Source organism: Candidatus Nitrospira allomarina, assembly GCF_032050975.1.
Lineage (GTDB): Bacteria > Nitrospirota > Nitrospiria > Nitrospirales > UBA8639 > Nitrospira_E > Nitrospira_E allomarina.
Genome location: NZ_CP116967.1, coordinates 2046417 through 2072000, shown reverse-complemented (window position 1 = coordinate 2072000; position 25584 = coordinate 2046417). Strand labels below are relative to the sequence as shown.

At 47.9% G+C, this 25584-nt stretch carries 22 protein-coding genes; 3 read left to right on the top strand and 19 right to left on the bottom strand.

The window, feature by feature from the left end; all coding sequences use genetic code 11:
* Window positions 1–15: 15 nt before the first annotated feature.
* Complete coding sequence (locus PP769_RS09125; RefSeq protein WP_312646787.1) at window positions 16–693, bottom strand: DUF502 domain-containing protein; 678 nt, start codon at window positions 691–693, stop codon at window positions 16–18.
* A 165-nt stretch (window positions 694–858) separates the two neighbouring features.
* On the opposite strand from PP769_RS09125, the gene tmk reads away from it, so the two are divergent.
* From tmk to metG, 3 genes are all read left to right on the top strand, one after another.
* Window positions 859–1656: a dTMP kinase gene (tmk, locus tag PP769_RS09120; protein WP_312646786.1), complete on the top strand. Its 798-nt coding sequence runs from the start codon at window positions 859–861 to the stop codon at window positions 1654–1656.
* Window positions 1616–2647: a DNA polymerase III subunit delta' gene (holB, locus tag PP769_RS09115; protein ID WP_312646785.1), complete on the top strand. Its 1032-nt coding sequence runs from the start codon at window positions 1616–1618 to the stop codon at window positions 2645–2647. The genes tmk and holB overlap by 41 nt, the downstream gene beginning before the upstream one ends.
* Before the next feature lie 86 nt (window positions 2648–2733).
* Window positions 2734–4719 (top strand): methionine--tRNA ligase, encoded by a 1986-nt coding sequence (gene metG / locus PP769_RS09110; protein WP_312646784.1) that lies wholly within the window; start codon window positions 2734–2736, stop codon window positions 4717–4719.
* Between the two features lie 207 nt (window positions 4720–4926).
* Here metG and PP769_RS09105 read toward each other — a convergent pair whose 3' ends face one another.
* The 18 genes from PP769_RS09105 to PP769_RS09025 form a co-directional block, all read right to left on the bottom strand.
* Window positions 4927–6327, bottom strand: a complete 1401-nt coding sequence (locus PP769_RS09105) for an undecaprenyl-phosphate glucose phosphotransferase (RefSeq protein WP_312646782.1) — start codon at window positions 6325–6327, stop codon at window positions 4927–4929.
* Window positions 6321–7505: a glycosyltransferase gene (locus PP769_RS09100; RefSeq protein ID WP_312646781.1), complete on the bottom strand. Its 1185-nt coding sequence runs from the start codon at window positions 7503–7505 to the stop codon at window positions 6321–6323. Before PP769_RS09100 ends, PP769_RS09105 begins: the two co-directional genes overlap by 7 nt.
* Before the next feature lie 8 nt (window positions 7506–7513).
* Window positions 7514–8596, bottom strand: coding sequence for a glycosyltransferase (locus PP769_RS09095; protein WP_312646780.1), 1083 nt, complete (start codon window positions 8594–8596; stop codon window positions 7514–7516).
* A gap of 49 nt (window positions 8597–8645) precedes the next feature.
* The gene (locus PP769_RS09090; protein ID WP_312646779.1) at window positions 8646–9563 is read right to left on the bottom strand and encodes a glycosyltransferase family 2 protein; all 918 of its coding nucleotides are present in this window, start codon (window positions 9561–9563) and stop codon (window positions 8646–8648) included.
* Window positions 9564–9953: 390 nt separating this feature from the next.
* Window positions 9954–11174 carry a hypothetical protein gene (locus tag PP769_RS09085; RefSeq protein ID WP_312646778.1) on the bottom strand — a complete coding sequence of 407 codons (1221 nt, stop codon included), beginning with the start codon at window positions 11172–11174 and terminating at the stop codon, window positions 9954–9956.
* 433 nt (window positions 11175–11607) lie between these two features.
* Window positions 11608–14217 carry a sulfatase-like hydrolase/transferase gene (locus tag PP769_RS09080; protein ID WP_312646777.1) on the bottom strand — a complete coding sequence of 870 codons (2610 nt, stop codon included), beginning with the start codon at window positions 14215–14217 and terminating at the stop codon, window positions 11608–11610.
* A gap of 171 nt (window positions 14218–14388) precedes the next feature.
* Window positions 14389–14994 (bottom strand): class I SAM-dependent methyltransferase, encoded by a 606-nt coding sequence (locus tag PP769_RS09075; RefSeq protein ID WP_312646776.1) that lies wholly within the window; start codon window positions 14992–14994, stop codon window positions 14389–14391.
* On the bottom strand, window positions 14933–15790 hold the full coding sequence (locus PP769_RS09070; RefSeq protein ID WP_312646775.1) for a hypothetical protein: 858 nt from the start codon (window positions 15788–15790) through the stop codon (window positions 14933–14935). Before PP769_RS09070 ends, PP769_RS09075 begins: the two co-directional genes overlap by 62 nt.
* The gene (locus tag PP769_RS09065; RefSeq protein WP_312646774.1) at window positions 15790–16026 is read right to left on the bottom strand and encodes a hypothetical protein; all 237 of its coding nucleotides are present in this window, start codon (window positions 16024–16026) and stop codon (window positions 15790–15792) included. The genes PP769_RS09070 and PP769_RS09065 overlap by 1 nt, the downstream gene beginning before the upstream one ends.
* 355 nt (window positions 16027–16381) lie before the next feature.
* Window positions 16382–16633 (bottom strand): phytanoyl-CoA dioxygenase family protein, encoded by a 252-nt coding sequence (locus PP769_RS19750; protein WP_376753406.1) that lies wholly within the window; start codon window positions 16631–16633, stop codon window positions 16382–16384.
* 219 nt (window positions 16634–16852) lie between these two features.
* The gene (locus PP769_RS09060; protein WP_312647045.1) at window positions 16853–17560 is read right to left on the bottom strand and encodes a nucleotidyltransferase family protein; all 708 of its coding nucleotides are present in this window, start codon (window positions 17558–17560) and stop codon (window positions 16853–16855) included.
* A 261-nt stretch (window positions 17561–17821) separates the two neighbouring features.
* The gene (locus PP769_RS09055) at window positions 17822–18850 is read right to left on the bottom strand and encodes a GHMP family kinase ATP-binding protein (RefSeq protein ID WP_312646772.1); all 1029 of its coding nucleotides are present in this window, start codon (window positions 18848–18850) and stop codon (window positions 17822–17824) included.
* Window positions 18851–18865: 15 nt separating this feature from the next.
* A complete protein-coding gene (locus PP769_RS09050; RefSeq protein ID WP_312646770.1) occupies window positions 18866–19603 on the bottom strand; it encodes a methyltransferase domain-containing protein in 738 nt (245 codons plus the stop codon).
* A gap of 33 nt (window positions 19604–19636) precedes the next feature.
* Complete coding sequence (locus PP769_RS09045; RefSeq protein ID WP_312646769.1) at window positions 19637–20419, bottom strand: TylF/MycF/NovP-related O-methyltransferase; 783 nt, start codon at window positions 20417–20419, stop codon at window positions 19637–19639.
* Between the two features lie 103 nt (window positions 20420–20522).
* The gene (locus PP769_RS09040; RefSeq protein WP_312646768.1) at window positions 20523–21938 is read right to left on the bottom strand and encodes a glycosyltransferase; all 1416 of its coding nucleotides are present in this window, start codon (window positions 21936–21938) and stop codon (window positions 20523–20525) included.
* Between the two features lie 175 nt (window positions 21939–22113).
* Entirely contained in the window at window positions 22114–23484 is a 1371-nt protein-coding gene (locus tag PP769_RS09035; RefSeq protein WP_312646766.1) for a glycosyltransferase, read from the bottom strand.
* A 205-nt stretch (window positions 23485–23689) separates the two neighbouring features.
* Window positions 23690–24625, bottom strand: coding sequence for a phytanoyl-CoA dioxygenase family protein (locus PP769_RS09030; protein WP_312646765.1), 936 nt, complete (start codon window positions 24623–24625; stop codon window positions 23690–23692).
* Between the two features lie 90 nt (window positions 24626–24715).
* Window positions 24716–25576, bottom strand: a complete 861-nt coding sequence (locus PP769_RS09025; protein ID WP_312646764.1) for a class I SAM-dependent methyltransferase — start codon at window positions 25574–25576, stop codon at window positions 24716–24718.
* Window positions 25577–25584: the final 8 nt, after the last annotated feature.

Below are 25584 nucleotides of genomic sequence, written 5' to 3'. Positions count from 1 at the left end.
GTTAAATGTCTCTTCTCATGGGGTTTGTACTTTTGGTGAGTCCTTGAGAGTCATTCTATCCCGTTTTTTTGCAATTTCAATGCTAGAGGATTTATCCGGAGGAGAATAGAACCCTCCTGAAACAATCAGCTTCATGGCTTCCTCAACTCCCATATCCACAGGAATAATTTCACTCTCGGGAACCAGGAGAAAATAGCCAGAGGTTGGATTCGGAGATGTGGGGACAAACACATGGACCAGAGGCTCCGGAGCCAGATTCTGAATTTCCTTTCTGGTTTCCCCCGTAACAAACGACAAACAATAGTTTCCCTCTTTTGGAAATTGAATCATCACCACTTTGTTATATTTTTCCCGTTGTTTGAATGATAAGATGTCCATCATCGACTTCAATGTGGCATAAATACCACGTACAATCGGGACGCGATCTAAAATTTCTTCCCACCGGACGACCAATCGTTTTCCCAAAAAATTTGTGGCAAAGACCCCGGCTGAAAAAATCAACAGCAATAATGCCAAAATCCCCAGACCGGGGAAGTAATAATCCGGCAACACCAGGTCCGCTAATGCCGTCCCAAGGATACTATCCACTGTCACAAACAGAGTTTTTAAAATCAGGATCGTTCCCCAAATTGGGGTAATTACCAACAGGCCTGTCAAAAAATAACGTCTGAGAGAGGCGCGCAGGGTATTCATGAGAAAATCCGCCTTATACCCGCCCTATAGAGCAGGCACGGTCTATACGGGAGAGGTAGGAAGTCACCGTAATACTACCGCATCTTACAATCAGGATGGGACTCCTGCAAGACTTTTCTTGCGAATTTCAATGACTTAGACTAGGATCGTTCAGGTTAAATTTCCATGAAACCGAGAAACTACGCAACGGGAAAACAGGGCCTGTCTTCAGGGTTATTTATCACCTTCGAAGGCACAGAAGGCTCTGGAAAGACCACACAATGCCACCGATTGGCACGAGCACTACGAGCTCAGGGCTATCAGGTATTAGAAACCCGTGAGCCTGGAGGAACTCCATTGTCTGAGGCCATTCGTCGCCTTCTGCTTTCCCACTCACACACGAAATCCAATAAGGAAATCATTACTCCAGAATGCGAAACAGCTCTAATTTTTGCTGCCCGGTCCCAACATGTGGCTCATGTGATTCGGCCAGCCCTGCTAAAAGGCATGATTGTGCTGTGTGACCGGTTTTTTGACTCAACTCTGGCCTACCAGGGATACGGACGACACCGTGATATCACCTTTCTCAAGCATTTCCATCAATTCGCCACGGAAGGACTGACTCCACACCTCACGTTTTTACTCGATCTCCCGACCCAGGAAGGGTTAACGAGGCGACAACAGGCCCGACACCAAAATCGGCTTGACCAGGAATCCTTGGATTTCCATCAACGAGTACGTCGAGGCTTCATCGCCCTCGCTAAACAGCACCCCCAACGCATTCAAAAATTGGATGCCAGGCAATCCCCCGAGATCCTGAACACTCTCATTACATCCATGATGGCACGCCTCATTCAGTCATTGCCATCGACATGCCTGGCTCACGTCACTCCTCAACCCAGACGCATCATCAAGCGAGTCCAGAAGAAAGGGACCCCTCAGCATGGCGTTTCGAGATCTCGTCGGGCATCAACGCCCAATTAAATGGCTCCAAACAGCGGTCTCCACCAATCATCTGGGTCATGCCTACCTTTTTCACGGAGAACCGACCATTGGGAAACGACTCACCGCTATCGCGCTTGCACAATATCTCCATTGCGAAGTCCCGGAAATCGCACCAACACCAGATGCCTGCGGCCACTGCCGATCATGTTATCAAATCGCCCAAGCCACCCATCCCGACTTTTTGTTGGTTCAACCTGAAGATATGCAAAAGCAGAATCCTAAAATTACCATTGATCAAATTCGGGACATCGAACATCTGGTCATTTATCGTCCTCTCCTGGGGTCACATAAGATTTGCCTCATTGATCAGGCCGACTCAATGACTACGGAAGCAGCCAACGCCTTGCTCAAGACATTGGAGGATCCGCCAGATCATTGCCTCTTCCTCCTGATCACCAGCCGCCCGGAGCACCTTTTGGCAACGATTCGGTCTCGATGCATTACGTTGCGATTTTCCCCGCTGCCCTCTGCCAGCATTTATGAATTCCTGAAGGAACGGACGGACAGGGAAGACCAGGATAACCGGTTAATCGCAGCATTTGCCGAAGGCCGGTTGGGTTCAGCTTTGGCCTGTGATCCCGCAGAGTTAAAGGTGAAAATCCGTCAGTACTGGGCGTTGTTATTTGGGGAACATACTGCGTCGGCTTCACGGGTGATGGATATGAGTGAAGGGCTGGTCAAATCGAACCAAGTACAGGAAGCGATTCATTGGTTTTGGGCAGGCCTCAGGGACTTGCTGTTGCTGACCCTGGATCATTCCTTGTCTCCCACTTTGTACCAGGATCAAGAATCCTCGCTTCGCGAGTTGTCGCTACAGATCACCCCTTCTTCACTTCTGGACTTAATTCATGAACTCAACCAACTCGAGCGAGGGCAACAACGAAACCTTAATGTGCAAATCGGATTGGAACAATTTTTCTTTCATCTGCACGACCAATTGGAATTCTCGCATTCACCAGGGCTCGCTTAACTATCAATTACCTGCTTACCCCGGTTCTGCGACCACCCGAGTCGTGTGGCACATGTGGGTTCGGAACTAACAGAGGATGTATTGTCATGTCCAACACGTTTTATGTCACCACTCCCATCTATTATGTCAACGATGTGCCTCATATTGGCCACGCCTACACCACCATCGCGGCTGATGTTCTAGCCCGGTTTAATCGGCTAAGAGGCCATGAGGTTTTTTTCCTCACCGGATTAGACGAACATGGGCAAAAAGTCCAACAGTCTGCGGCCAAAGCCGGGATCGACCCCCAGGCACACTGTGACCTCCTCACGCCGAAGTTCAAGAATCTCTGGTCGCAATTGCATATTTCTAACAATGGGTTTATTCGCACCACCGATCTTCAACATCAGGCAATCGTCCAACGCTACCTTCAAGTCCTTTATGACAAAGACTTGATTTACCAGGCCGAATACACCGGCTGGTATTGCACCTTTGACGAGCGATTTTGGACAGAAAAGGATGTGGAGAATGGCCTGTGCCCGGATTGCCGGCGCCCAGTAGAGCAGGTCAGTGAACGAAATTATTTTTATCGCATGAGTCGCTTTCAGAACCGGTTGAAGGAGCATATCCAGACAAATCCCGACTTCATTCAGCCGGACACCCGTCGCAATGAGGTCCTAGGGTTTCTGCAAAAGCCCCTTGAGGATCTGTCAATTTCCCGACCCAAGTCACGGTTATCGTGGGGCATCGAATTACCATTTGATCGGGAGTGCGTGGCCTATGTATGGTTCGACGCTTTAGTGAATTACCTGTCAGCCCTGGAGTACGTCGCTGCAACTCCCAGCACCTCAAAATTCTGGCCCGCGTCGCTCCATCTGGTCGGAAAGGATATCCTGACCACCCATGCCGTGTACTGGTCGACCATGTTAATGGGCTTGGAACTGCCGCTCCCCCAATCCATCTTTGCGCATGGCTGGTGGACGGTGAATGGGGAAAAGATGTCAAAAAGTCGAGGAAATGTTGTCGATCCCTATGCCGTGGTCAAAGAATTCGGCGCTGATGCCTTTCGCTATTTTCTGTTGAGGGAAGTCCCATTCGGCCAGGATGGAGATTTCTCCATCACGGCATTCGGTAGCCGGTATAACGCTGAATTAGCAAACGATCTTGGCAATCTGCTGTCCCGAACTCTTACGATGCTGGCCAATTTTTCCAACAATAGCGTTCCCCAACCCAACGCCAAACACGAAACCGATCAGGATCGTCAACTCCAGCATGCGGCTTCATCCCTTTTCCCCTCCATTGATAGGCACCTTGGCCACTTAGAATTTAATCGCGCACTGGAAACTACGTGGGGTTTGGTCCAGTTAGCTAATCAATATATTGATAAGACCGCTCCGTGGATGTTGGCCAAAGATCCTGATCATACCCCTCGCCTGCACACGGTCCTATTTCATCTCACGGAGGTCTTGCGGTTCCTCACGGTGGCCGTATACCCGTTTATGCCACAGATCGCCGAAACGATGAATACCCGACTGGGATTATCGATGGATTTTTCCACGCCCGTGTTGCAAGAATTCCCTCGGTGGGGAGCATACCTTTATACGGGGCAAACCAGTAAAGGCGCTTCGCTATTTCCCAGAAAAGATTCCCGTCCATCGGACTCCCAGAAGAGTCCCGAACAGAAAATGCCTATTCACCCAAACAGGACACACATGGAAACACCTCAGCCAGTTTCATCCACCCAACCGCAATCCCCACCCGCCGACGTGATACAAATCGGCATTGCCGATTTCCAAAAAGTTCAATTGAAGGTGGCCAAAGTCCTAACGGCAGAACGTGTTCCAAAGTCTGAAAAATTGCTCAAGCTCCAGGTGGATATCGGAACAGAACAGCGTCAGATCGTGGCTGGAATTGGGAAAAAGTATGCCCCAGAAGAAATGGTGGGCCGAACCATTGTTGTCGTGGCAAATCTCAAGCCGGCAAAACTGATGGGGATTGAATCCCAAGGCATGGTATTAGCTGCGGGAGATCAAGAGGTCCTTGAACTTCTTAACATGCCGCAGGAGATCCCTGCCGGGACAAGAATAAAATGAGGGCCTTCATGCTTCTTTCACTCGAAAAGTCATGATGGACATCTGCCCAAAATCTTTCTTGAGAAGGCCCGCTGACGTCCTTGCACGTAATGAAGAAAATGCATGGTCAAAGAAATGTCAGGGATAATCACGAGGAGGGAAATTCAACCCCATTGGCAAAGGGACGCACATGGGAGACCTGCCGCGTTGCCACACGAAGGGAAAAGGCTAATACGCCTCCCGATGGATCAACCCCTTCCAAAGGGTCATAATCATAATTTTTACATCCAGCCATAAGGACCAATGCTCGATGTAATACATGTCGTAGGCTAAACGTTTTTCCCAAGAGGTATTCCCTCGCAATCCATTAATTTGGGCCCAACCCGTAATTCCGGCTTTCATAGTGTGACGCAGGTTATATTGGGGAATCTGGGACCGGAATTTCTCGATAAACTCCGGTCGCTCGGGACGCGGCCCCACAATACTCATCTCTCCCTTTAAAACATTCCAGAATTGCGGCAATTCATCCAAACTGGTCCGCCGCAGAAACGTCCCGATGGGCGTCCTGCGTGGGTCATGGGCTTTGGCCCAGACGGGACCCGTCTTTTCTTCGGCATCCATACGCATAGTCCGGATTTTGACAATATTGAACGATTTCCCATCGAGGCCAACACGAGTCTGGCGGTAGAAAACTGGACCTGGAGAGGTGAGCTTAATGAGTACCGCAATCATCAATGCGATTGGTGAGGCCACCACCAGGGCCACGGCGGCACCACAGATATCAACCATTCGCTTCAGAAGCAGATTCCACCCGTAAAGAGGAGATCCTTGCAGAGTAATAATAGGAAGGCCTTCAAACATTTCAGCTTCTGCCCGCAACGTCACAAACTCATAAATGGAGGGAATGATCTTCACTCCTGCTGTGGTGGCAGACAGGATTTTCATCAGTCCCTCAGCTTCACATTCCACTTCCGGAGGCAGACACAAAAATACGATGTCCACCTGGCTGGTTAAAATATCAGCCGCCTGGTCAAACGTTCCGATAACGGGTGTCCCGTCCAATACTTGACCAACCTTCTCGGCATTCCTGGTCAAATACCCGCGAACCTGGAGGCCAAGTTCGGGATGCATTTTGAGCGTATCGCCAACCCGCTGCCCAAGTTTTCCTGCGCCGATAATAACCACCTGGCGTTGGTTGTATCCCATTCGCCGGAAAACCCTGAGAATTTCCCGAAAGACCATACGGGAAAAGCCCAACACCACCAGATTCAATAACCAAAAATACATGATCACCAAACGGGAAAATTCAAACGGCTTCGAGAAAAAGGTCAATGCGACCAGGATCAGAATACTCAGCGTATTGGCCTTGGCAATGTCCACAAATTCCGCCAGATGAGAGCCCATTCTACGAGGGCGATACAGATTAAATGAATAGAAACAAATTCCCCATACGGCGACAATTGGAAAAAGGAGCCAGAGATACGGGTCAATAGGAGGGATGCCTTTGGTGATGGGAAACAGGGGCACTGAAAAACGAATGAAGTAGGCGACCACCCAACACACGCATATCACAACCAAGTCCGAAAGGAAGAGCAGATTTTTTAAGAATTCACTGTGGCGTTTCAACATGGTGGGGTACGACGGAATTCGCGATAACGAGACATGATCACCTGCTGCATCCGTTGCTTAAAATGAGAACGATCGAACGGTTCAACATGTGCCCGAATTGCATCCGGATTGAAATCTGTGAGGTGCTGCGTGAACAACTGAATGCTTTCAATTATGGCTTGGACCGACTGTTCATAGTGAAAGACCCCCGTTGGAACAGGAGAAGATCCACTTCCATGAAGACCATGTTCTAAATGATTTTCGCCTGGCTTATGCATAGGATTGAGAGGGACGATTGTTTCAAGAGCTCCACCCTTTCCATAGGCAATTACCGGTTTCCCAGCCGCCATGGCCTCCAAAGGCACAATACCAAAATCCTCTTCACCGGGGAAGAGAACGGCCAGGCACCGGCTGTAAAATTTTCTGACACGATGGTCTGGCTGCCAGCCAAGAAATTCGATACTTGGACCGGCCATTCGCCTCAAGCGTTTCTCATCTTGTCCCTGCCCAATAATTTTCAATGGAAGCCCTAGCTCATTGGCCGCAGCAATGGCCAGCTCGACTTTTTTGTAGGGCGCAAAGGCCGTGACCATCAAGTAAAACCCTTCATGGTGATGCGACACGTGAAAGGTCTGCCAATCAACAGGAGGGTAGACCACACAAGCCGCCCTTCCATACTGGCGTGCAATTCGTCCTGCTACGTTTTGCGAATTGGCAATAAAACAACTCACATCGGCATTCGATTCCACATCCCACCGCTGAAGTCGCGTTCGAAAAAGGCCCATGCCCAGCTTGCCAAAATCCCAAATTCCTGTGTTACCAAAATAGGTATCAAATCCATCCCAGATATACCGCATGGGGGTATGAACGTAGGAAATATGACAGGTCTCGCGAGGCACTCGAATGCCCTTGGCCACGCAATGGCTCGAACTGACCACTAAATCATACTGATGGAATTCCAATCGCTGGATGGCTGAAGGAAAGAAAGGGAGCAAATACCGATATCGACTCTTTGCAAATGGGACTCGATTAAGAAAGCTGGAAATAATGGGATGCCGCTCAATCGTCTGCGACACACTGCCTTTCACATGGAACAGTGTATAAATTGGCGCATCAGGGAACAATTCACACAACGCTTCAAGACACCGCTCACCCCCTCGCATACCTGTCAGCCAATCATGAACCAGCGCAACTTTCACTTGGACCTTCAATGACCTGCATGTGAGGCAGACATTTCCTGATATATTTCCAGAATCGAACCCATCATGGTTTCGATGGAGAATTTTTCCTGTATAGTCTCCTGGGCATTCTTGATGAGGGAGATCCTGAGATCCTCATTGTTTGTGATTATTTTGACCTTTTCAGCAAGATCTTTTCCGCTCCTTTTCTCTACCAACATTCCGTTTACCTCGTCATGAATGATTTCTTCCAATCCACTCACATTCATGCTCACAACCGGAACTCCCATGCCCATAGATTCTAAGACCAAAACCGGCAGGCCTTCCCACCTGGAGGTTAAAATAACCACGCTGAAAGTAGCGAGAATTTCCAGAGCCTCTCCATGAGACAATTCCCCCATCATGTGAACCCGTCCACCTAACCCCCGCCTGGCTATTTCCTGTTTGATCATCGGAGCCAAGGCCCCATCACCAACAATCGTGGCCGAATACTCAGACAAGAACTCCATCATCTCTACAAACAGGAGAGGATCCTTCTGATATTCTAATCGTCCGATAAATCCAATATGCAGGAGCCCCTGAGGCGAGGGCGGTGGAAGGTTTCCCAAAGAAAGTCCGGGATAGATGACTGACCTTTTAGCACAAGCTGATAATACTTGAAAATTTTCTGCAAGACCCACATCATATTTCGACACAAAAATCGAATGACACGCACGTCGCAAATTCCAACGTTCCGCCATTAACGCCATCCAGCGAATTCCTGGTGACTTTTCAATAAAATGAAATCCATGGATGGTATAGACCATCGGGACTTTCAAGAGAGATACCGTAAAGAAAAACCCTGCACGCCCACCATGGACATGAACCAGATCAGGTTGAAGGGCCATCACCAACGCTCGAAGCTGGAAAGGGATGACAGGATTGAGCCGACTCATGAAAAACCGAAGCCCCTGACAGGGAATGCCAAGAGCATCGGCTTTTTTCATTAAATATGATTGTTCTTCCGTAATGAGATGAAAGGAAACGGCATGCCGTAAGCCTTTGAGAATCTGTAGAACATGCGTGGTTCCTCCACCTGGTTTCCCATCGGCAACAATTTGGAGGACCCGCATTACGTCCCCAATTTCCCAAGTAAAATTTCTGTGATTCTTAGAATAGACACTATAGCAGAGCACGACCTATTCGATCGGTTCCAAGGCCACGGTACAGACCTAGTCGAGCATAGATACTCTGAAAAACCCACAAGGCCCATGCAACCGGACGACCAAAATGTTTCCGGAAAAAATAATATTGATTAACATAATAAATTTCTTTTTGTTTAGAAAGATCGCCCCCAAAGGAAGCTCCGGACTGATGCTCTACAACTGCCTCAGGAACGTGCCACACCTCCCAACCAGCCTGCGTGGCCCTGAGGCACAGATCAACATCTTCATAATACAAAAAAAACTTTTCATCAAAGCCGCCAATGGCATTCCAGATTGAACGCCGGCAACAAAGAAAAGCGCCGGATACCCATGCCACAGGCTCCGCTTCATGAGGGAGACAAAATTTTGCCGAACACCAGCCTACCACTCGACGAAAGAGCCCTCGAGCCCCTACACGCTTCGCCACCCAGGCCAACGGCTTATCCAACACAAGGCCAGTCAACGAAGGCGTATCCCCCATTGATTGCAAAGGCCGGCCCGATGGATCAACAAGACGCCCCCCGACAATTCCTACTCGAGGATGCTTCTCATAAAATTGGATAAGGGTTCGAATGGCCTTTTCCGTCGCAATAGTGTCCGGGTTCAAAAAAAGAGCAAAGGATCCGCTCGAAGCCGCCAACCCGATATTACACGCACGCCCAAAACCAATATTATCGTGAAGGGCAATAAGGGTAACCTGCGGAAATTCTCTCTCCAATTTAGCTGCAGTTCCATCCTTCGAATCATTATCCACAACCACCAGCTCAACATCAGAAATGTTGAGTAAAGGACTTAAACAGGTACCGATGCAGGAGCTGGAATTATAGGTCACAATGATAATGGAGCATAGCTTCGGCGTATTCAGCATACTTTCATTTGATTCTGAATTCGTCATGGCATCCTACTACGTCACAACCAGGGCTAATTTTCCACAAAGCTTCCTGACAACCTTCCCACCCAGTTGGTGAAATCTCTAGACTGTAGACATGAATACCACTTTTTGCTTCTGCGGGTTGATTCTCTTCTTATCCTGCCCATCCGGTGCACTTGCCGCCGATAAAATGTGAGCTTGCAGTGAACATCCATTACTCAGCAGAAAGTAAAAAACGGTTTTCGCAGCTAAGAGCGTAAAACCAGGGAGTCATGTAGGGAAATCCCGTCGGCATTGGCTCCACAAAGGAGGAGCACCGGCATGCCACAGGTTTTGTCATTCTCGATTACCCCAATTATTGTTCGGAGGATTGCGGAACCAAGTGATCACCAAAGCCTCAATGGGGAAAAATAGTCATCGATTGACGAGGAAACGCTCTATCAAAATCAGACTCAGTTTTTTCATAGCTAATTCATTTCCAAAATCATTTAAATGCCTATCACTTGGTGAAACCACAATTTCGTTCCCACCTGGCAAATCAAAGATCACAAGGTCATCAGAAGAAATCACCCTTTGCAACCCGCCTTTATAGTCGAAGAATACTCTAAAAAAATTCCCTTGAGAATCCGCCACGCATTTAACCATTTGCATTGCGCGCTTTTCAAAATCTTCTCGAACAGGATAAAAAACAAGGAATTTTGAATGATGCTTTTCGACTTCCTCTTTTACATGCCGCAATAAACTTTTAGTAATCGCAACCAGATATTCATCTCGCCTGGATGGATCTAACATATAGGCAGAAAAGAGACTCCTGCTGTTCAGGAGATCCTGTCCGGATCTTATGGTGTAACCAATCTTATCGTTGAGTTCAAATATCGTGTTAAAAAACTCTCCTTGATTTATAACTGTCAGTCCCTCACAGGCATGTTCATTTTCGGCTTTGTGGGTTTTATGGGAAGATGGCATTTCTTGAAGCCAACGACGAAGAATGCGTTGCTCTAATGTTTCATCTTGTAAGTTTGCGATCACCATCTCTATTAATTGGGCAATGGCACTATTATGTAAATAGGATCCAGATGGGAAATAAGGGCCATACAGCTTCTGATCGACCAATCTAAAGGTCGGCTTTAAGTGTCCTGCCTGCTGGGTCGCACTTCTATCAGGAAAGGCATTTTCCCAAAAATCATTTCCTGGGGTTGCCCACACCAAAACTAAGTCTGCCCTATACAACTTGAAATATTCTCGTATGGCCAGTAGCTGTTGATCCTGACCCCACCCCGAAGAGGCAAGGGAAAACACTTTGACTGGTTGATGCAACTGACGAGTTAGAATTTCCTGAAGAAACTGTTCAGGCATATGTTCCGGCCGGCCAGCATACGCTTCGACCTGGCTGTCGCCCACAAGCAACACCACATAGTCCTCGGTCTGATAGTGAATGCTTTGTCCTCGATATCCAAATTGATTGGTTGTTAACGCATCATATTTAGATAATTTTCTACCCGCAGAATTTGCCCACCCCCATCCTGAATTCAGGGTAGATGGAATTCCAATACCACGCAGTAAGGCCTCCATTATGAAAATCGCAATAATTGTCGATCCAACAACAAGGGCCAAGCTCTGTTTTATTTGCTTCAAGGGTTCCACCACAAGCTCGCCCCCGGGAGGGAGAACTTAGCATTAATTTCGGATAATCATGGTCAATTTAATAATCCTCAAAAGAATACTCCAGGAAGTATGTGGGGGAGATCGGTCCAATCCCCTGACCATGATTAATGAACACCCATCGCAGCGGAAACAAGCTTTTGGTTTCCAGAACTAGACGGACCAAACCAAATGTATCTTCCATAAAATATAGACCAGACGAATTAACAAAACATGCCCCACCCATTCCAGCGTGAAGACCCTTCTCTGACAATCCGAAAGGGGCTCGACTAGTCAGGCGCCCAGCATCGCACTCAATCAAAAGCGGGACTGTTCCTCACGTAATAAAATGTGTTTATGGAGTACCGGTTTAGCTATAACTTGGCTTTGTTATGGCTAATGACTGGATGTGCCACTATTGCCCTGGTCATTGACTAAAATCCTCTTGCTCCAGCGTAGAGCGGATGAAATCCATTTGCTTTGGAGAAAAGGAAAATTCCCATGCTCGGTTGCTTAATGAGGCAACAATTAATTTTATATCACTTGGATAAGGCTTGAGAACGTCTATCGGGATTTTAATCCGGAAACCACTGTGGAACAATGCCTTCTGTTGATGAGCCTCCACGACATCTTGTCTGGAGATTCCAACTTCTGTGCTAGCCGTTAATTTTCCGTTTGTGAAAATGAAAACTTCTTCAGCCGGTTGATTCTTTTCAAGATCAGCAGCCCATCCCTCCACAACAATTGACTCCCCGGAAAGAAGAACACGATCCAGATTCCCAGTGAGATGTTTTTCACCCACATCGATGAAGATTTCCCGCTCACCGGAAAACACTAGTTTTGATTGCCCGGAAACTTCATGTTTCAAACGGATAATTGTCTGCTCATCGCTCAAAGTCCCCTGGCTTGCCAAGGGTATGGGAGTTAATTGTGTATCATGATCTCCAATCAGAAAAACCCTCACTTGGTTCTCGCCTGACCGGAAAGCAGAAGGGGGAAATAAAACAGAAAAATAATTCCGCTTTCCAGCCCATAAGGATGCCTGGGTAGTAGCCCATATTCGTTCATTAAGGGAAATAGCAATCGGAATGTTTCGTCTACTCGTGCCAATAATTTGTCCGCTAAAAAGGGCAGGGATTACTCTTTTTTCAAGATTCCCCTGACCGAATTGATGAGGACTTTCATTTATATATTTTAGGGAAGTTGAGTGACTAATATCCAAATCGCCAAGTTCTTGTCCAATCAACTTTGAAGCCGGTCCTTTTGGCACAAGTCGGTCGAGTGCCGTGTGCTCTCCAAAATGATCGACCTGCCACTTGAGACGAGGAAATCCGTTCAAATCCTGGGATTTAATTTTTCCTACTCCAAGAAAATCTATCTCGTCCCGCGGTGGGATTTCATTGTCCAACATGGAATACCCATCTATTTCCCTGGGAATCTTAAAGTCAAGTAAATCGGCGATGGTTGGCAACACATCAATTCCGCTGACAAGCCGCTCACGAATGGTTCCCTCACGTTGCCCAGGAAGCTTGACGAACATGGGAACTTTTAGAATGTCGCTCTCATTTCCTTTTTGTACCTCACGCATGGATAATCCACGCTGAAAGGAAACACCATGATCTGCGGTAACAATAATGAGCGCCTTATCGAAAAGCTCTGCCCTTTCAAGTGAGCTTCGCAATTTCCCGAGGAACTGATCAACATATCCAATTTGCTGGAGGTATTGGTGGTACGCCGTGAGAATCAAGGATTCTTTTCCAATCCACCTCCCCCCCCAACCCGGGCCATCGATCCACCCGACAGGAATGAATCGTTCCTTGTTTAAATATTGCTGACCAGACGCCAAATATTCATACTTCGTATGAGGCAGGATGACGTGGAGAAAATGAAGGACAGGGCTTGAAGTTTGTTTGATTTGAGAAAGGAAAGAAGTGATTTGCGACTCTCTTGATTTTTTTCCCCCCGTGACAAGATCGAGATGGATATCACTCTCATTCTGCCCAAGAATCCCATTTTTCAACAATTCCTCGCCGAAACCGGTCCATTGAGCATGGAGCGGTGGTAATTGTTTTCCTATTTGTGGCGGGGCAATAATATGTAAATATATCACTGCCAGATCTGCAAAAAAGGACTTGTAACGAATGGACGAACCCGCATCACCATCTTCTTCCTTGCATAGTGTATGGGGACAAAGACTTGTCAAGGACTCCACCACATTAAGAGCATATCGGTCCCCCAACAGTGTGAACAAATTTTGAGGATGATCTGTTGCCGTCGGGTTGAGTCGAACACCAGCTCTTGGTTGCCGCCCTGTCAAAATTCCAGACACGGCAGCTGCGGTTTCTACATACGTCGCCACCGCATTAGGAAACCAATAGCTTTGTGCGGCGAGAGCGGCAAAGTTAGGAAAACGCACCGGATCGATCCGACCTTCGGCATCCAATAACGCGGTGATGTTGAATTCATCCAGCACAATGAGCACAACCGGGACAGGATTGTTAATCTCAATGTCCGCCTGTGCTTTAATGGCTTCCGGCATGACAAGACGACCGACGGGAGTAAACAACAAAAACCACAGTGGAAATGCCACCACGACGGGTGAAAGCACCGTGAGAAACAGCCGGACCGCCTGCCAGCGAACATAAAGGACCGAAAAGAGAAAACCAATCAGTAATGCAAATCCGACAATCAAGAAATCAGATCCATCCTCCAATCGCTGCACCGGAGGTAGGACTGTGAGGAACGCAAGGCCAAAGACAAAGACTAAATGCAGGCTATTCCACACTCGCCTGCCAACCGACAAGGCGGCAAGTTCAAGCAGCACGAGGCCTGATGCCATCCCCAACGAAAGTACGAAAACCATACCGATGATAAGCTCTGGACCGGCCTTATAAGAAACAAAAAACTCCGGATTCTGCCCAAGAAGATCATAGAGCGGCTGAGCAACGGCAAAACCAACGAGAGCAAACAGGTGCAAAAATTCAACAAGGACCATACGAATACCAGTTATATTTAGCTCATCTGACGAAGTGGTCATTTCGGTCCCTGATGACAGAGATTAGCGCAAATTCAAATGTTTATGGTGAGGATGAAAAGTGTCTTTGAGGAAAGCGTGCGGAAATATTCAAGGCCTTTTGCAGCGACATCTCAGATTTTTCATGATGGTTTAATTGCTCACGTACATTCAACCAGGGTAAAAAGCCCTGAATTATATTCGCTTAAACCACACCAACACTCGTCCGCTTTTTGAGACAATTTCATTCTTAATGATCACTGCCTTTTTTTCCAAAATGGCCATGAAATGGTCGGCGGTGTAATCAGGGAAAATATCCTGGCGTAGACTTAACAATTCTTGCACCATAGGATCATTTTTCGGAACAAATTCGATGACCCCCTGTGGGGCAAGTGTGATCAGCCAATTGACAACCTGACCCAACGGAATATTCCTGGCAATAGCTAAGTGATGAACCAGAGCCAAGGCGAGGATGGCATCCGCTGAAGCCCGGGACTGAAGACTTTCCCGCTCGTGACCATTCCACCCTTGATTTGGACTCGGATTAGCGGCATCCATAAACAGAGCCTGAAAGAAGAGACCCCTCTCGATTGCTCGATGGTAACTACCATCCAACGCACCTTGATCAAAGTCAAACCCTACGACGTTTCTGGCCCCGCCATTCAACGCCGTTTCTGAATATTCACCGGTATTGCATCCAAAATCCCATAACAGTGTGGGCTGGACCGTTTGGGCAAATTCAAGAATGAATTGCTTTTTTGGATTTGATTTCCATTGAGGAATAACTACAGGTTCTATCATAGGCACCCCACGTGCTTTCTCCTTTATTGAGAGGGTTCAACTGGCTAATCCAGTCAAACATTTTTTTCAGCATACCTTTGAAAGAAGAAAGAGGAAACGAAGCCCCGGCTAACGTATCATCCTGAAGGCTTTTGGTGTTTTGCGTCGAGGTTTTTTGGAAAAGATCTTGCAAAACCACATGAGTCAAGACATTCCACTTCAAGTAGTGTCGCCACTTCAGTAATCTCCGGATCTCCCCAGTTCCAATTCCTTCCTGGGTTCCCCGATACCAGGCGTTATGAGATATGCCAAAAAACGCACGAAGTAACAGAGGGTTCAGGAATTGTTCGCAAAATTGACGATGACCAACCCACATTTCACCAGATTGATAGCGCCTAAAGGAAAGATGATCAATAAAAACGGGGTGATTTCCCTGAAATTGAATATTGTAAGCCGAGGCATCGGAAAGTGTGACACCGACTTCCAATGATTGCAAATGAATTCGTAAATGCAGGAGTGCGGCGGCCTTCAGTGCCGGAAATGACCATTCATACGGATATGAGATAAAGGGGAGCCTGGGCGTTTCCAAAACATACCGAGGCTTTGGATCTGAGAGCCCCAGAACGTCTGAAGACATGACCTCAAACGGAAGCAGCAGACCTTCGGTCGCAAGCGATTTAAATAATCCGGTTGAAGTGACAAAATCGAAATCTTCAGAAAAACATTCATTCACCGTCCTAAGGATGCGCCCCTCAAACTGATATACGCTCCCGCTGGGATCACGGAAGGATCCTGGAAGGGGTTGGACACCATTCATTACTTCTGATCTTCGGAAGAGGAATGTTCGGATTCTTCTCGAGCATTTCCACGAAATAATCCGACAAATCGTCTCCAGTACAATTTGAGAATCACCACGGCGCCGGCGATGCCGCCCAACAAGAGCTGCAACACCATACTCCCGGTACCGGGATCAAGGTAAGCCTGTGCCGAACTTTCAAATCCGAACACTATTAGAATGATACTAATTGCGAGAAAACTCCTTAAATGTTTCATTTTGCTATTCCCTCTCTGGTCTTTCCAACACCCTGGTCATTTCAGGTTCGATCCTTATTGGTCGAAAAATTATCGTCAAACAGTAACAGGTCACTTATCCTCCAAACAAAACAAAATCTGAATTGAAATCAGGAAAATTGTAAATCAAAATCAGAAAGGTTACTAGAATCCTGTTCTGTTATTTTTTTACAACCCGTTATTGTACCTGATAGAAGAGATTGCGCTCCTGCCGACTTATACGGTTTATTTGATGTGAAATATACCAACCAATTAAAGCGATTCTGGAATGGGGAGACACCTTATCCTTGGAACCATGCAGGGTATTACAAAGAACCATCACGACATTTTCCGCGATTCAATCCACGCATACATCTGGTAAGCGCTTTTCAAAAACAGCCAGGCGGTTCTGACAAACACCCCTGTCAGGCACCTCATCATGAAACACAGGGTCAATCCTGCCCATCTTATGAGACCCCTCGAGAATTAACAAACACCCATTTTCCCTGATCGTCGGATCAACAGCAATGAGAGCCGTAGCCATATCCGGACACACATTCCCCATTCCAAACCAATAAGCATAACCCTGATGAAAACGGAATCCGACCATACCAGGATTTTAAAAAGTAAGTTCGTTTTTAAAAGGTAATTTCATTATGATGCAGGCAGATAGAATCGCAAAAAAATATTCCAATCAATTGAAACCCGACGCACGTCGGGTGGCTTTGGCGCAGGCATCATCCCCACGGTATCATTCCACATAAAAACTCTTTCTCAAATCCCCATACCACTCTCCATTATTACAGATCTATTGCCGAGCCAATGCCATTCAGTTCGCACGAGTAAAAATCACTTCCCTCTGAGCGCGTTCATAGTCGCTTGGCGTGCCGATATCAATAAAATATCCTGTCGTGATGAATGCGCGAGGCTGCAACTCTCGACAATACGGTTGGAGGATATCCGTCTCAAAGGAAAAGTGATCTCCACTTCCATATTGGGAAAAGATTTGAGATTCAACAATGTACACCCCGGCATTTACTAAGCCTGGGCCCTCCTGACCCTTTTCCTGAAACTCTACGACCCGTTCTCCCAGGAGCATGACAGCACCATACCGACTCACATCCGGAACATGCCGAAGGACTATCGCGACCCGAGTTGGGGTCTGGGCATACCAGGCCATCAGGGCAGGATAATCGATGTCAACAAGCGTGTCGGCATTAAGGACCAAAGCTGGAGAAGACTCATCGCCTTTTAGCGCCAAAGCCATCGCTCCTCCTGTTCCCAAAGGATAGCTTTCACTTGAATATTTGATTTGAAGTGAGCGGTAAGCCTGCCCAAAATGCGCTTTAATAACTTCCGCCTTATACCCAACCGATATAATGACTTCGGTCAGCCCAGCATCGACAAGTTTATCGAGAATATACTCCAAAAATGGCCGGCCTTTAACAGGCGCCATGGGTTTAGGAAGATCGGGGAGGACAGATTGAAGTCTTTCGCCGCGTCCCCCAGCCAGAACAATGGCCTTTCTGATTCCCACTTGATTCAAATAAATCACTCCTGTCCTTACACATAAATCAAATACATGCCAGAGGAGGATAACCCCGTTGCAGACAAATCAGCGACTCAGCATCTCACGGAATAATTCAGTTGAATATGCATCAACCCAAACACTCGCCATCCCTGCCTGTCGATGTTCGGACTAAGTACATCATCAATTTATCTCACCAACACATTCGGTTTTTTCAAACAACCATTGAAAGAGTTCAACCCCGATCTGCCGTTCTCCACACCATTCAATTCAATCTATCTTCCAACCTTGCATACCATATTTGGTAAAATGACAGTTACTGACTTGTCCGGAGAATTTTTTTAACGCAAAAATTACTTCCATGCGTTTTTCCGGTGGGACAAAAAACATCATAAATCCTCCTCCGCCAGCACCGGATACCTTCCCGGCCAAGGCTCCGGCCTTGACAGCGGATTCATAGATTTCATCAATATGTGCGTTGGACACACTCTTGGCTGAACGCTTCTTGCTGACCCATCCCTCACGCATGGACTCAACGAGTCCGGTGAAATCGCCTTTCAACAGACTTTCCTTCATCGTACAGGCCTCACGCTTCATGGCATGCATGGCAGATAGCGCCAAGTCAGTGCCAGCCTCAACATTAGTACTCTGATCACTGATGATCTTTGCGGAAGATCTGGACACACCAGTAAAAAAAAGCACTAATGAGGCCTCCAGCTCACAGATGATCCAGTTTTTGATACGCAAGGGATTAACGATCACCCGATTGTCTGCATAAAACTCAATAAAATTAAACCCCCCAAATGTCGCGGCATATTGATCCTGTCTCCCACCTTGCAGACCACAATCAACCCGCTCAAGCCTAAACGCCAAATGAGCCAACGCGTAATCGTCAAGCGGGACGTTCAGCAATTCCGCAAAGGCTTTAATCATCGCCACGACCAGAGTTGAGGAGGATCCTAGCCCAGACCCTACAGGAGCATCGCAGTAGGTAGTAACTTTCACAGGCAACGGCCGTCCTTCATTAAACTGCTTGACCATGTACAGATAGACGGCTCGCTGTAAATCGACACATCCATTGCGTGGAATGGATTCGCCCAACTGATACTCACTAAAATGCTGTCGATCAGCAGAACAAAACTGCACCTTATTGCCTGTCAACACCTCCAGGACCGCATAGGCATATCGATCAATCGTGGCATTGAGCACACAACCGCCATACAAATCACAATAGGGCGACACATCTGTCCCACCGCCCGCCAGGCCAAGCCGAAGAGGCGCCCGCGCGCGGATGATCATCGAATCCTCCACATATCAAAGCGGTTGGTCATTGTGAAACGGTGGTTTTTCCCGATTAAAATGTTTGAGCGTTCGCAGATCGTCCCGGTACTGGTTCAGGTGAATCCGCAGTTCCTCTCGAGGTTGATCTGAGGACCGACACCATCGCCCCCCTGCTTCCACTTCCGCAATGGGACGCTTGCGAATCACAATCTCGATCCCGCATTCCCCAACCGAACTCAAAGTCTGGTCGTATCTTGGAAGATTAAACCGATACGTCGAAATAAGTTGTTCAATTTTGACCGGCTCGGCAGCAGCACCAAGGTCACGAACCAAATCCAGAATATTCAGAGACTGTTGACTCCAGGAATGCATCTTGAAAATGGTAAACGTCCATTTATGATCGGCATTAAATGTGCTTGGAAACTGGCCTTGTTCATATAAATCTTCATCCGGGACGGTAATAACGAGATGGCCGCCTGGCCGCAACACCCTAAACCAATTTCGGAGTCCTACGACGGGATCATGCAGATGCTCCAGGCAATGACTGCTATGCACAAAGTCGAATGTCTCATCCGACACACCCTCAAGAAACTGCGCATTGCCATCAATCTGGTCCCATGTTCGCACATCCTCCATCCGACAAAACAATTCCTGATATAATCCCAAGGGATCGGGATGGCCACCGATATCCAGACCCTTCCCGACGAAAAACCGGTTAATGAAGTTTGGCTCGGATAATCGCCGAGCAATTGACTTGCTACATTCTTTCATAATCTCGTTGACTTATAATGGAAGGGACAGGGATCAAACTCCATGAGACCGGAAGACAAACTGCGGGAAAATTTGCTCACTATGCAACCCGTCCCGACGAATCACCAATTCTTCTACCGCTTCGGTCGCTCCTAAACAGCTTGAGGTGGCCGCATCATCAAACACCACATACCCACCTGGAACCATAAAGGGCTTCACGAGATCATACGAATAGGCCACGGCCGAATAAATATCACAGTCGATATGGGCCAAGACAATGCTTCCAATCTTGTCGATAGCAGAGGGGCCGGTTTCCTGGAACAACCCTTTGATAAATTCAACATTTCTGACACCCTCCCGATTAGCAAATTCTCGCAACTCCTGCAAATCGACGTCTTGGAAGTCTCCTGCTCCGTGGGCATCAATAGCCGATTCGGTTGCCGGCATTCCTGCAAAAGTATCCAGCGCAAAGACTTTTCTGCCAGGATACAGTTGATCGACCACATAGGCCATAAACAGCGCGTTCCCCCCTTTATACGATCCAAATTCGACAATGTGGCCAAAGGGAATGTAGGGAAGAAAATATTTCAGGATCAGGAAAATATTCATCCGGTTATCTTCAGAAACTACAGTCCGGCCAGAAGCCAGTCTGTATGCCTCCTGATATAACGCATCCTTCCGAACCGACTCGCGCAATTGGCCGCATTGCAATCCCCATCCTCTGGCATAGCCATCGCGAACATTCCGGGACTTCCGAACGGGGTAGCCTCCCCCCCCTCCCACGGGAGGGACAAACAAATCAAAGACCATTTCCACTTCTCTCAGATCAGGCTTCATTACTGTATCATCCCTGGGTCACACATCATTCACAGTTATTGCACAACACCAATGAGGCACAGCCTTTCACCATTCACCCTATGAAGAGGAAGGGTCTTCTCCTTCACAGTTCGTCAAGCAGGTTTAAAGTCACAAGTCGCCTTCGATATTTTGTACCCACCGCCTGTGAGCTATGGTGGGTTTTGATAAAGTCCGCCGCATGTTGCCCAATTGTCTGCGCATAATGCGGCTCATTGACGACTCGCTTCATAAACCACACCGCATGCTCAATGTCCGGGTCCGCCCACTTCTGCCCCTTTCCAAATGGATATTCATCCTCTCTGACCGGAATAAGCCGATAATCGACCAGGCACGAATTGTGGGCGTTGGTAAAATCAAGATTTCCCGAATATCCGGTCGCAATCACCGGCTTCCCGAGATACATAGCTTCCGCCAGCCCCCGGCCAAAGCCTTCGGACCGGTGCAGGGACAAAAAGCAATCGCACAGCTTGACCAGGGACTTGGTTTCCCGGTCAGTCAATACCTTATCCATCAGGATGATTCGAGAATCCTCACCATCAATGGATTCAAGAAACGCCTGGTATTCCTTCGGACGCAAGCCCATGCCATTCATCTTAATAACCACTCCGACTCGCGTATCCGAAAGATCGGGAAACGCCTGCAAAAAAGCCCGAATGACCGCATGCGGGTTTTTTCGATGGACATAGGAGGTAAAATCGAAGAAAAAGAGAAACAAAAATCGATCCTCTGGCAATCCAAAGGCTTCCCTGGTCATCCCGTGCGGCTCTGGAAATTCCACGGCCAGGGGCATCCTGATGACCGGGGAAGCGGTTTTATCGGCAATGGCCTGTTCAATAAATCGAGAAGGAGCCCAAACTTCGTCCACCAGTTGAAGCGATGGATGCCACGCCTCGGGAAAATGGCTTAACTCCCACGACCAATATCCAATATTATACCGATCCGCAAAGAGATGCTTGCCCAGGAGCTTTCGAGCATTCTCCATCTCATCTGCATTCAGATGAAATACATTAGTCCGATAGGCTCCAGCTCTGGAAATCTTATCCATGAAAGGGAAATCCTTATGGACCTCGGCAACGTGAACCCCATGCTCTCCATAAACACTTCGAATACCAAATGGGACTTGTGCCGCCGCACATGCTGCCGCAGACAATCGTATATTCTCACCTATACCAAGCACCCCATAGGGATGCCCGATTAATAAAACGCCAGGCGACACCACTGTTCTAATGGACCCAAGGCCGTTTCCCGGCTCGATTGCCTCTATTGAGGGCCTTATCCCAATGGCCGCATGCCAAGGCGACGTCCTTTCCCCAACAATTGCCCTTTTAGATTGGACTCCTTGCCCCACACGATGTAAATCGAGGGATGCTATCCAACTTTCCATCACAGATATGAGTCGTCGCTTCAGACCGCGGAATCCTTCGAAAACCAGGATCTGCCACATACTCCGCAAAACTATCGTGACCCCGCCATGGGAACGAACAGTCTGTTTCGTCATACCAACAAATTTAAGGAAAGTTCCCATTGATTATACCCGGACTATGGCCATGTCACTCTCAACTCTATGGTCTGTAATTTTCCTCGCTTCTTGTGGGGGAGAAGCCTCCATTGAGGGGGAGTTTATCGAACGGACAACACAAGATAAAAAATGATCTATACTCCTTTGGGACTCGTTACACGATCTTCAAGGCGGCAAGCCGAGCTCGATATTTGGTTCCCACTGCCAAGGGACTATGGTGGGTTTTGATAAAGTCCGCCGCATGTTGCCCAATTGTTTGCGCATAATGCGGCTCATTGACGACTCGCTTCATAAACCACACCGCATGCTCAATGTCCGGGTCCGCCCACTTCTGCCCCTTTGCGAACGGATACTCCTGGTCCCCGACTGGAATAAGTCGATAATCGACCAGGCACGAATTGTGGGCGTTGGTAAAATCAAGATTTCCCGAATATCCGGTCGCAATCACCGGCTTCCCGAGATACATAGCTTCCGCCAGCCCACGGCCAAAGCCTTCGGACCGGTGCAGGGACAAAAAACAATCGCACAGCTTGACCAAAGACTTGGTTTCCCGGTCAGTCAATACCTTATCCATCAGGATGATTCGAGGATCCTCATTATCAATGGATTCAAGAAACGCCTGGTATTCCTTCGGACGCAAGCCCATGCCATTCATCTTAATAACCAATCCGACTCGCGTATCCGAAAGATCGGGAAACGCCTGCAAAAAAGCCCGAATGACCGCATGCGGGTTTTTTCGATGGACATAGGAGGTAAAATCGAAGAAAAAGAGAAACAAAAATCGATCCTCTGGTAATCCAAAGGCTTCCCTGCGCACGCCGTGGGGCTCTGGAAATTCCACGGCCAGGGGCATCCTGATGACCGGGGAAGCGGTTTTATCGGCAATGGCCTGTTCAATAAATCGAGAAGGAGCCCAAACTTCGTCCACCAGTTGAAGCGACGGACACCACGCCTCGGGAAAATGGCTTAGCTCCCATGCCCAATACCCAATATTATACCGATCCACAAAAAGGTCCTTGCCCAGGTGAATTTGAGCATTTCCCATCTCATCCGCATTGATGTGAAATACATTGGCCCGATAGGCTCCAGTTCTGGAAATCTTATCCATGAAAGGGAAATCCTGGTGGATGTCGGCCAAATGGATGCCATACTCTCCCTGAACATTTCGAATACCGAAGGGGACTTCCGCCGCTGAACATGCCGCGGCAGACAATCGGACATGCTCCCCCATACCAAGCACTTCATAGGGATGGCCCAGTAGAAGGGCACCAGGGGCAAGGACAGCCCTCGGGGAACCGGAATATTTTTCAATAATGGGGGCTGTCTCTAATTGGGTCATTTCATCTGACTCGCCACTGGACGCAAAGGCCTTTCGATTAGCCAGCAATTGCCTTATTTTTTTCTTCAGCCCGGGAAATCCTTCAAAGGCTAACACCTGCCACAGACGTCGAAATACCATGGTGAATCCTCCATGATGACGGACAGCCTGTTTTGCCACGCCCACAAAATCCACAAAAGTACCCATTGATTAGCCTACGACCTTTTTCATATGTGTCCTGAACACCTATTCCTCCTGTTGCATCCGGAAGGATCTACTTGAATGAACAAAAGAAAACATGAAGAGAAACCCACCTCCAATCCTTCCGTCCATTCACAATCATGAAGGAGAGAAGAAACTGTTCTACTGTGTTACGACATACTCATCGTTGGCGTTCTATAGCGGCCAACGGCTATTGAAATGCCGTTTCCCCTGCGAGAGCATAATTCCGGCCCTGATAGGATCCGAAGGCATAACGTGGTGGAGGAAACCCGGGGTCCTCAAACTGAAAAAAGACATCGTGCTGATAGACCTGCAACGTCTCCGGGGCGCAATGAAATACCACGCTTCGCCGAGTCCTCTGTGGATTGACTGCAGGGGCACCACCGTGAGGCAGTTGAGGATGCCAAATGGCGACATCGCCCTTTTGCAACACAGCCTGCTTCGTTGCTCCGATGGCTCCTGATCGGGCCATCACTTCCCCATAATAGGCTTCGAGAGCATGGCGCACCAACCAGTCATCCGGCTGACCAGGGTTTTCATTACGAACCCGTTTATAGATCGCATGCTGATCACAGGGAAATCGATGACCTCCAGGCACATACATCAATGGGCCGGCATCGGGCTCTATGTCTTCCAAAGCACACCAGGCGCCAACAAAATAGTTGACAGGAAAGGTATGAAAAAAAGGGGCATCACGATGGATGGGCTGCTCGGTGCCATATTCAAAGGTTAACGACGTATAAATGCCGGCTTTATACCCGAAGAGATAATCTAACGCCCTCATAATTTCATCGTGACATCCGATTTTCATGGCATTCTCGGAGGACATATGGAAATTTACCAGTCTGTGATGGCGCCCCTTGGCATCGATATACTGATCGGCATATCCCTTATTGGTTTCAAGGTATCGTTGATAATCATTGACCACCGCATCGCAAAGACCGGGCTCAATCACCCCCTTTAAAATGGTAAACCCCTCCGTGATCATTTCCTTGGCCATCCTGGGATAGTGCGAAGGATACCGAGCGGCTCGTGATACAGCCTCCTGCTCCGCATCAGGCAGATCCAGCCACAAGGCCCCCATCTCACCTCTCGCGCTTACCGGTTGTTCAGATAAATTGACCATACGCAGGATTCTCCTGAAGGAATGATGAAACCTCTGCCATCCCGGAAGACTCATCAGTCGCCCATCACAATCTGTCAGTTCGGAAAGCCACTACTTCACCGCACGAATAATAATGGGAAGCATATTGCCATATTCATACTCGGGATGATTATTCGAGACCAATCCAGAAAACACATCGTAATTGACACCGACACGGACATCACAAAAACCGCACCGGATTAAATCATCCAACAATCCCCAGCCATAGTGATAAAACGTCAATGCTCCCTGAGGGTTAATCGGATCACCATGGTATTCAGGCTCCATCAACAACTCGAGAGATCCATCAGCCAGGATCCGGGCCTTTTGAATCTCCCGGTCAAGCCTGAAGAAAAAGGGGCAGGTAAAAATGAGAGTTCCACCTTTCCTCAGAACCCGATAAAGCTCTTCCAAGGCCTTTTTATAGTCAAAGACATGCTCAAGCACGTCATTATGAACAATGACGTCAAGCGAACATGATGAAAATGACAACCCCGTGATAGACTCGTGTCGGACGGAGATTCCGCACGCCGTATGCATAGTTCCACCCGGGATATCCTTTCCGATAAATTCAGATCCGATAATTCCTGGGTAGATTTCCTGAAGACGGTGATATAAAACAGAGGTTCTCTCCAAAATCGCCATCTGCACATCAGCATAATTTTCCGTCTCCAATGCAATGGCGGAATAGATCAGGCGGTTGCGATTTCCCAACCCGCACTCACAGACTAATCCTTCCCGGAGATTAGGGAGAGGTCCGAAATAGACACCAGCATTTACCGTGAATTTCCTTACCCCCCGACATACGGCACAATACCCGGAAACCTCACTTTGCGAAGAAAGATAGCGCTCGGCCTCGAGTTGATACGATTTAATCTGAGTGACATATTGAAGGAAATCATGCTTTCCATTAAACCACGTAAACATCATCATTTTTATAG

What these genes read in the sequence shown, in the direction of transcription:
- PP769_RS09030 (WP_312646765.1), bottom strand. Translation starts at nt 24,625, where the DNA reads ATGGTCAATTTATCTGAACAACCGGTAAGCGCGAGAGGTGAGATGGGG.
- PP769_RS09090 (WP_312646779.1), bottom strand. Translation starts at nt 9,563, where the DNA reads ATGACGAATTCAGAATCAAATGAAAGTATGCTGAATACGCCGAAGCTA.
- holB (WP_312646785.1), top strand. Translation starts at nt 1,616, where the DNA reads ATGGCGTTTCGAGATCTCGTCGGGCATCAACGCCCAATTAAATGGCTC.
- PP769_RS09035 (WP_312646766.1), bottom strand. Translation starts at nt 23,484, where the DNA reads ATGGGTACTTTTGTGGATTTTGTGGGCGTGGCAAAACAGGCTGTCCGT.
- PP769_RS09095 (WP_312646780.1), bottom strand. Translation starts at nt 8,596, where the DNA reads ATGCGGGTCCTCCAAATTGTTGCCGATGGGAAACCAGGTGGAGGAACC.
- PP769_RS19750 (WP_376753406.1), bottom strand. Translation starts at nt 16,633, where the DNA reads ATGGTCGGATTCCGTTTTCATCAGGGTTATGCTTATTGGTTTGGAATG.
- PP769_RS09055 (WP_312646772.1), bottom strand. Translation starts at nt 18,850, where the DNA reads ATGATCATCCGCGCGCGGGCGCCTCTTCGGCTTGGCCTGGCGGGCGGT.
- PP769_RS09125 (WP_312646787.1), bottom strand. Translation starts at nt 693, where the DNA reads ATGAATACCCTGCGCGCCTCTCTCAGACGTTATTTTTTGACAGGCCTG.
- tmk (WP_312646786.1), top strand. Translation starts at nt 859, where the DNA reads ATGAAACCGAGAAACTACGCAACGGGAAAACAGGGCCTGTCTTCAGGG.
- PP769_RS09040 (WP_312646768.1), bottom strand. Translation starts at nt 21,938, where the DNA reads ATGACGAAACAGACTGTTCGTTCCCATGGCGGGGTCACGATAGTTTTG.
- PP769_RS09075 (WP_312646776.1), bottom strand. Translation starts at nt 14,994, where the DNA reads ATGATAGAACCTGTAGTTATTCCTCAATGGAAATCAAATCCAAAAAAG.
- PP769_RS09065 (WP_312646774.1), bottom strand. Translation starts at nt 16,026, where the DNA reads ATGAAACATTTAAGGAGTTTTCTCGCAATTAGTATCATTCTAATAGTG.
- PP769_RS09070 (WP_312646775.1), bottom strand. Translation starts at nt 15,790, where the DNA reads ATGAATGGTGTCCAACCCCTTCCAGGATCCTTCCGTGATCCCAGCGGG.
- metG (WP_312646784.1), top strand. Translation starts at nt 2,734, where the DNA reads ATGTCCAACACGTTTTATGTCACCACTCCCATCTATTATGTCAACGAT.
- PP769_RS09105 (WP_312646782.1), bottom strand. Translation starts at nt 6,327, where the DNA reads ATGTTGAAACGCCACAGTGAATTCTTAAAAAATCTGCTCTTCCTTTCG.
- PP769_RS09025 (WP_312646764.1), bottom strand. Translation starts at nt 25,576, where the DNA reads ATGATGATGTTTACGTGGTTTAATGGAAAGCATGATTTCCTTCAATAT.
- PP769_RS09050 (WP_312646770.1), bottom strand. Translation starts at nt 19,603, where the DNA reads ATGAAAGAATGTAGCAAGTCAATTGCTCGGCGATTATCCGAGCCAAAC.
- PP769_RS09080 (WP_312646777.1), bottom strand. Translation starts at nt 14,217, where the DNA reads ATGACCACTTCGTCAGATGAGCTAAATATAACTGGTATTCGTATGGTC.
- PP769_RS09045 (WP_312646769.1), bottom strand. Translation starts at nt 20,419, where the DNA reads ATGAAGCCTGATCTGAGAGAAGTGGAAATGGTCTTTGATTTGTTTGTC.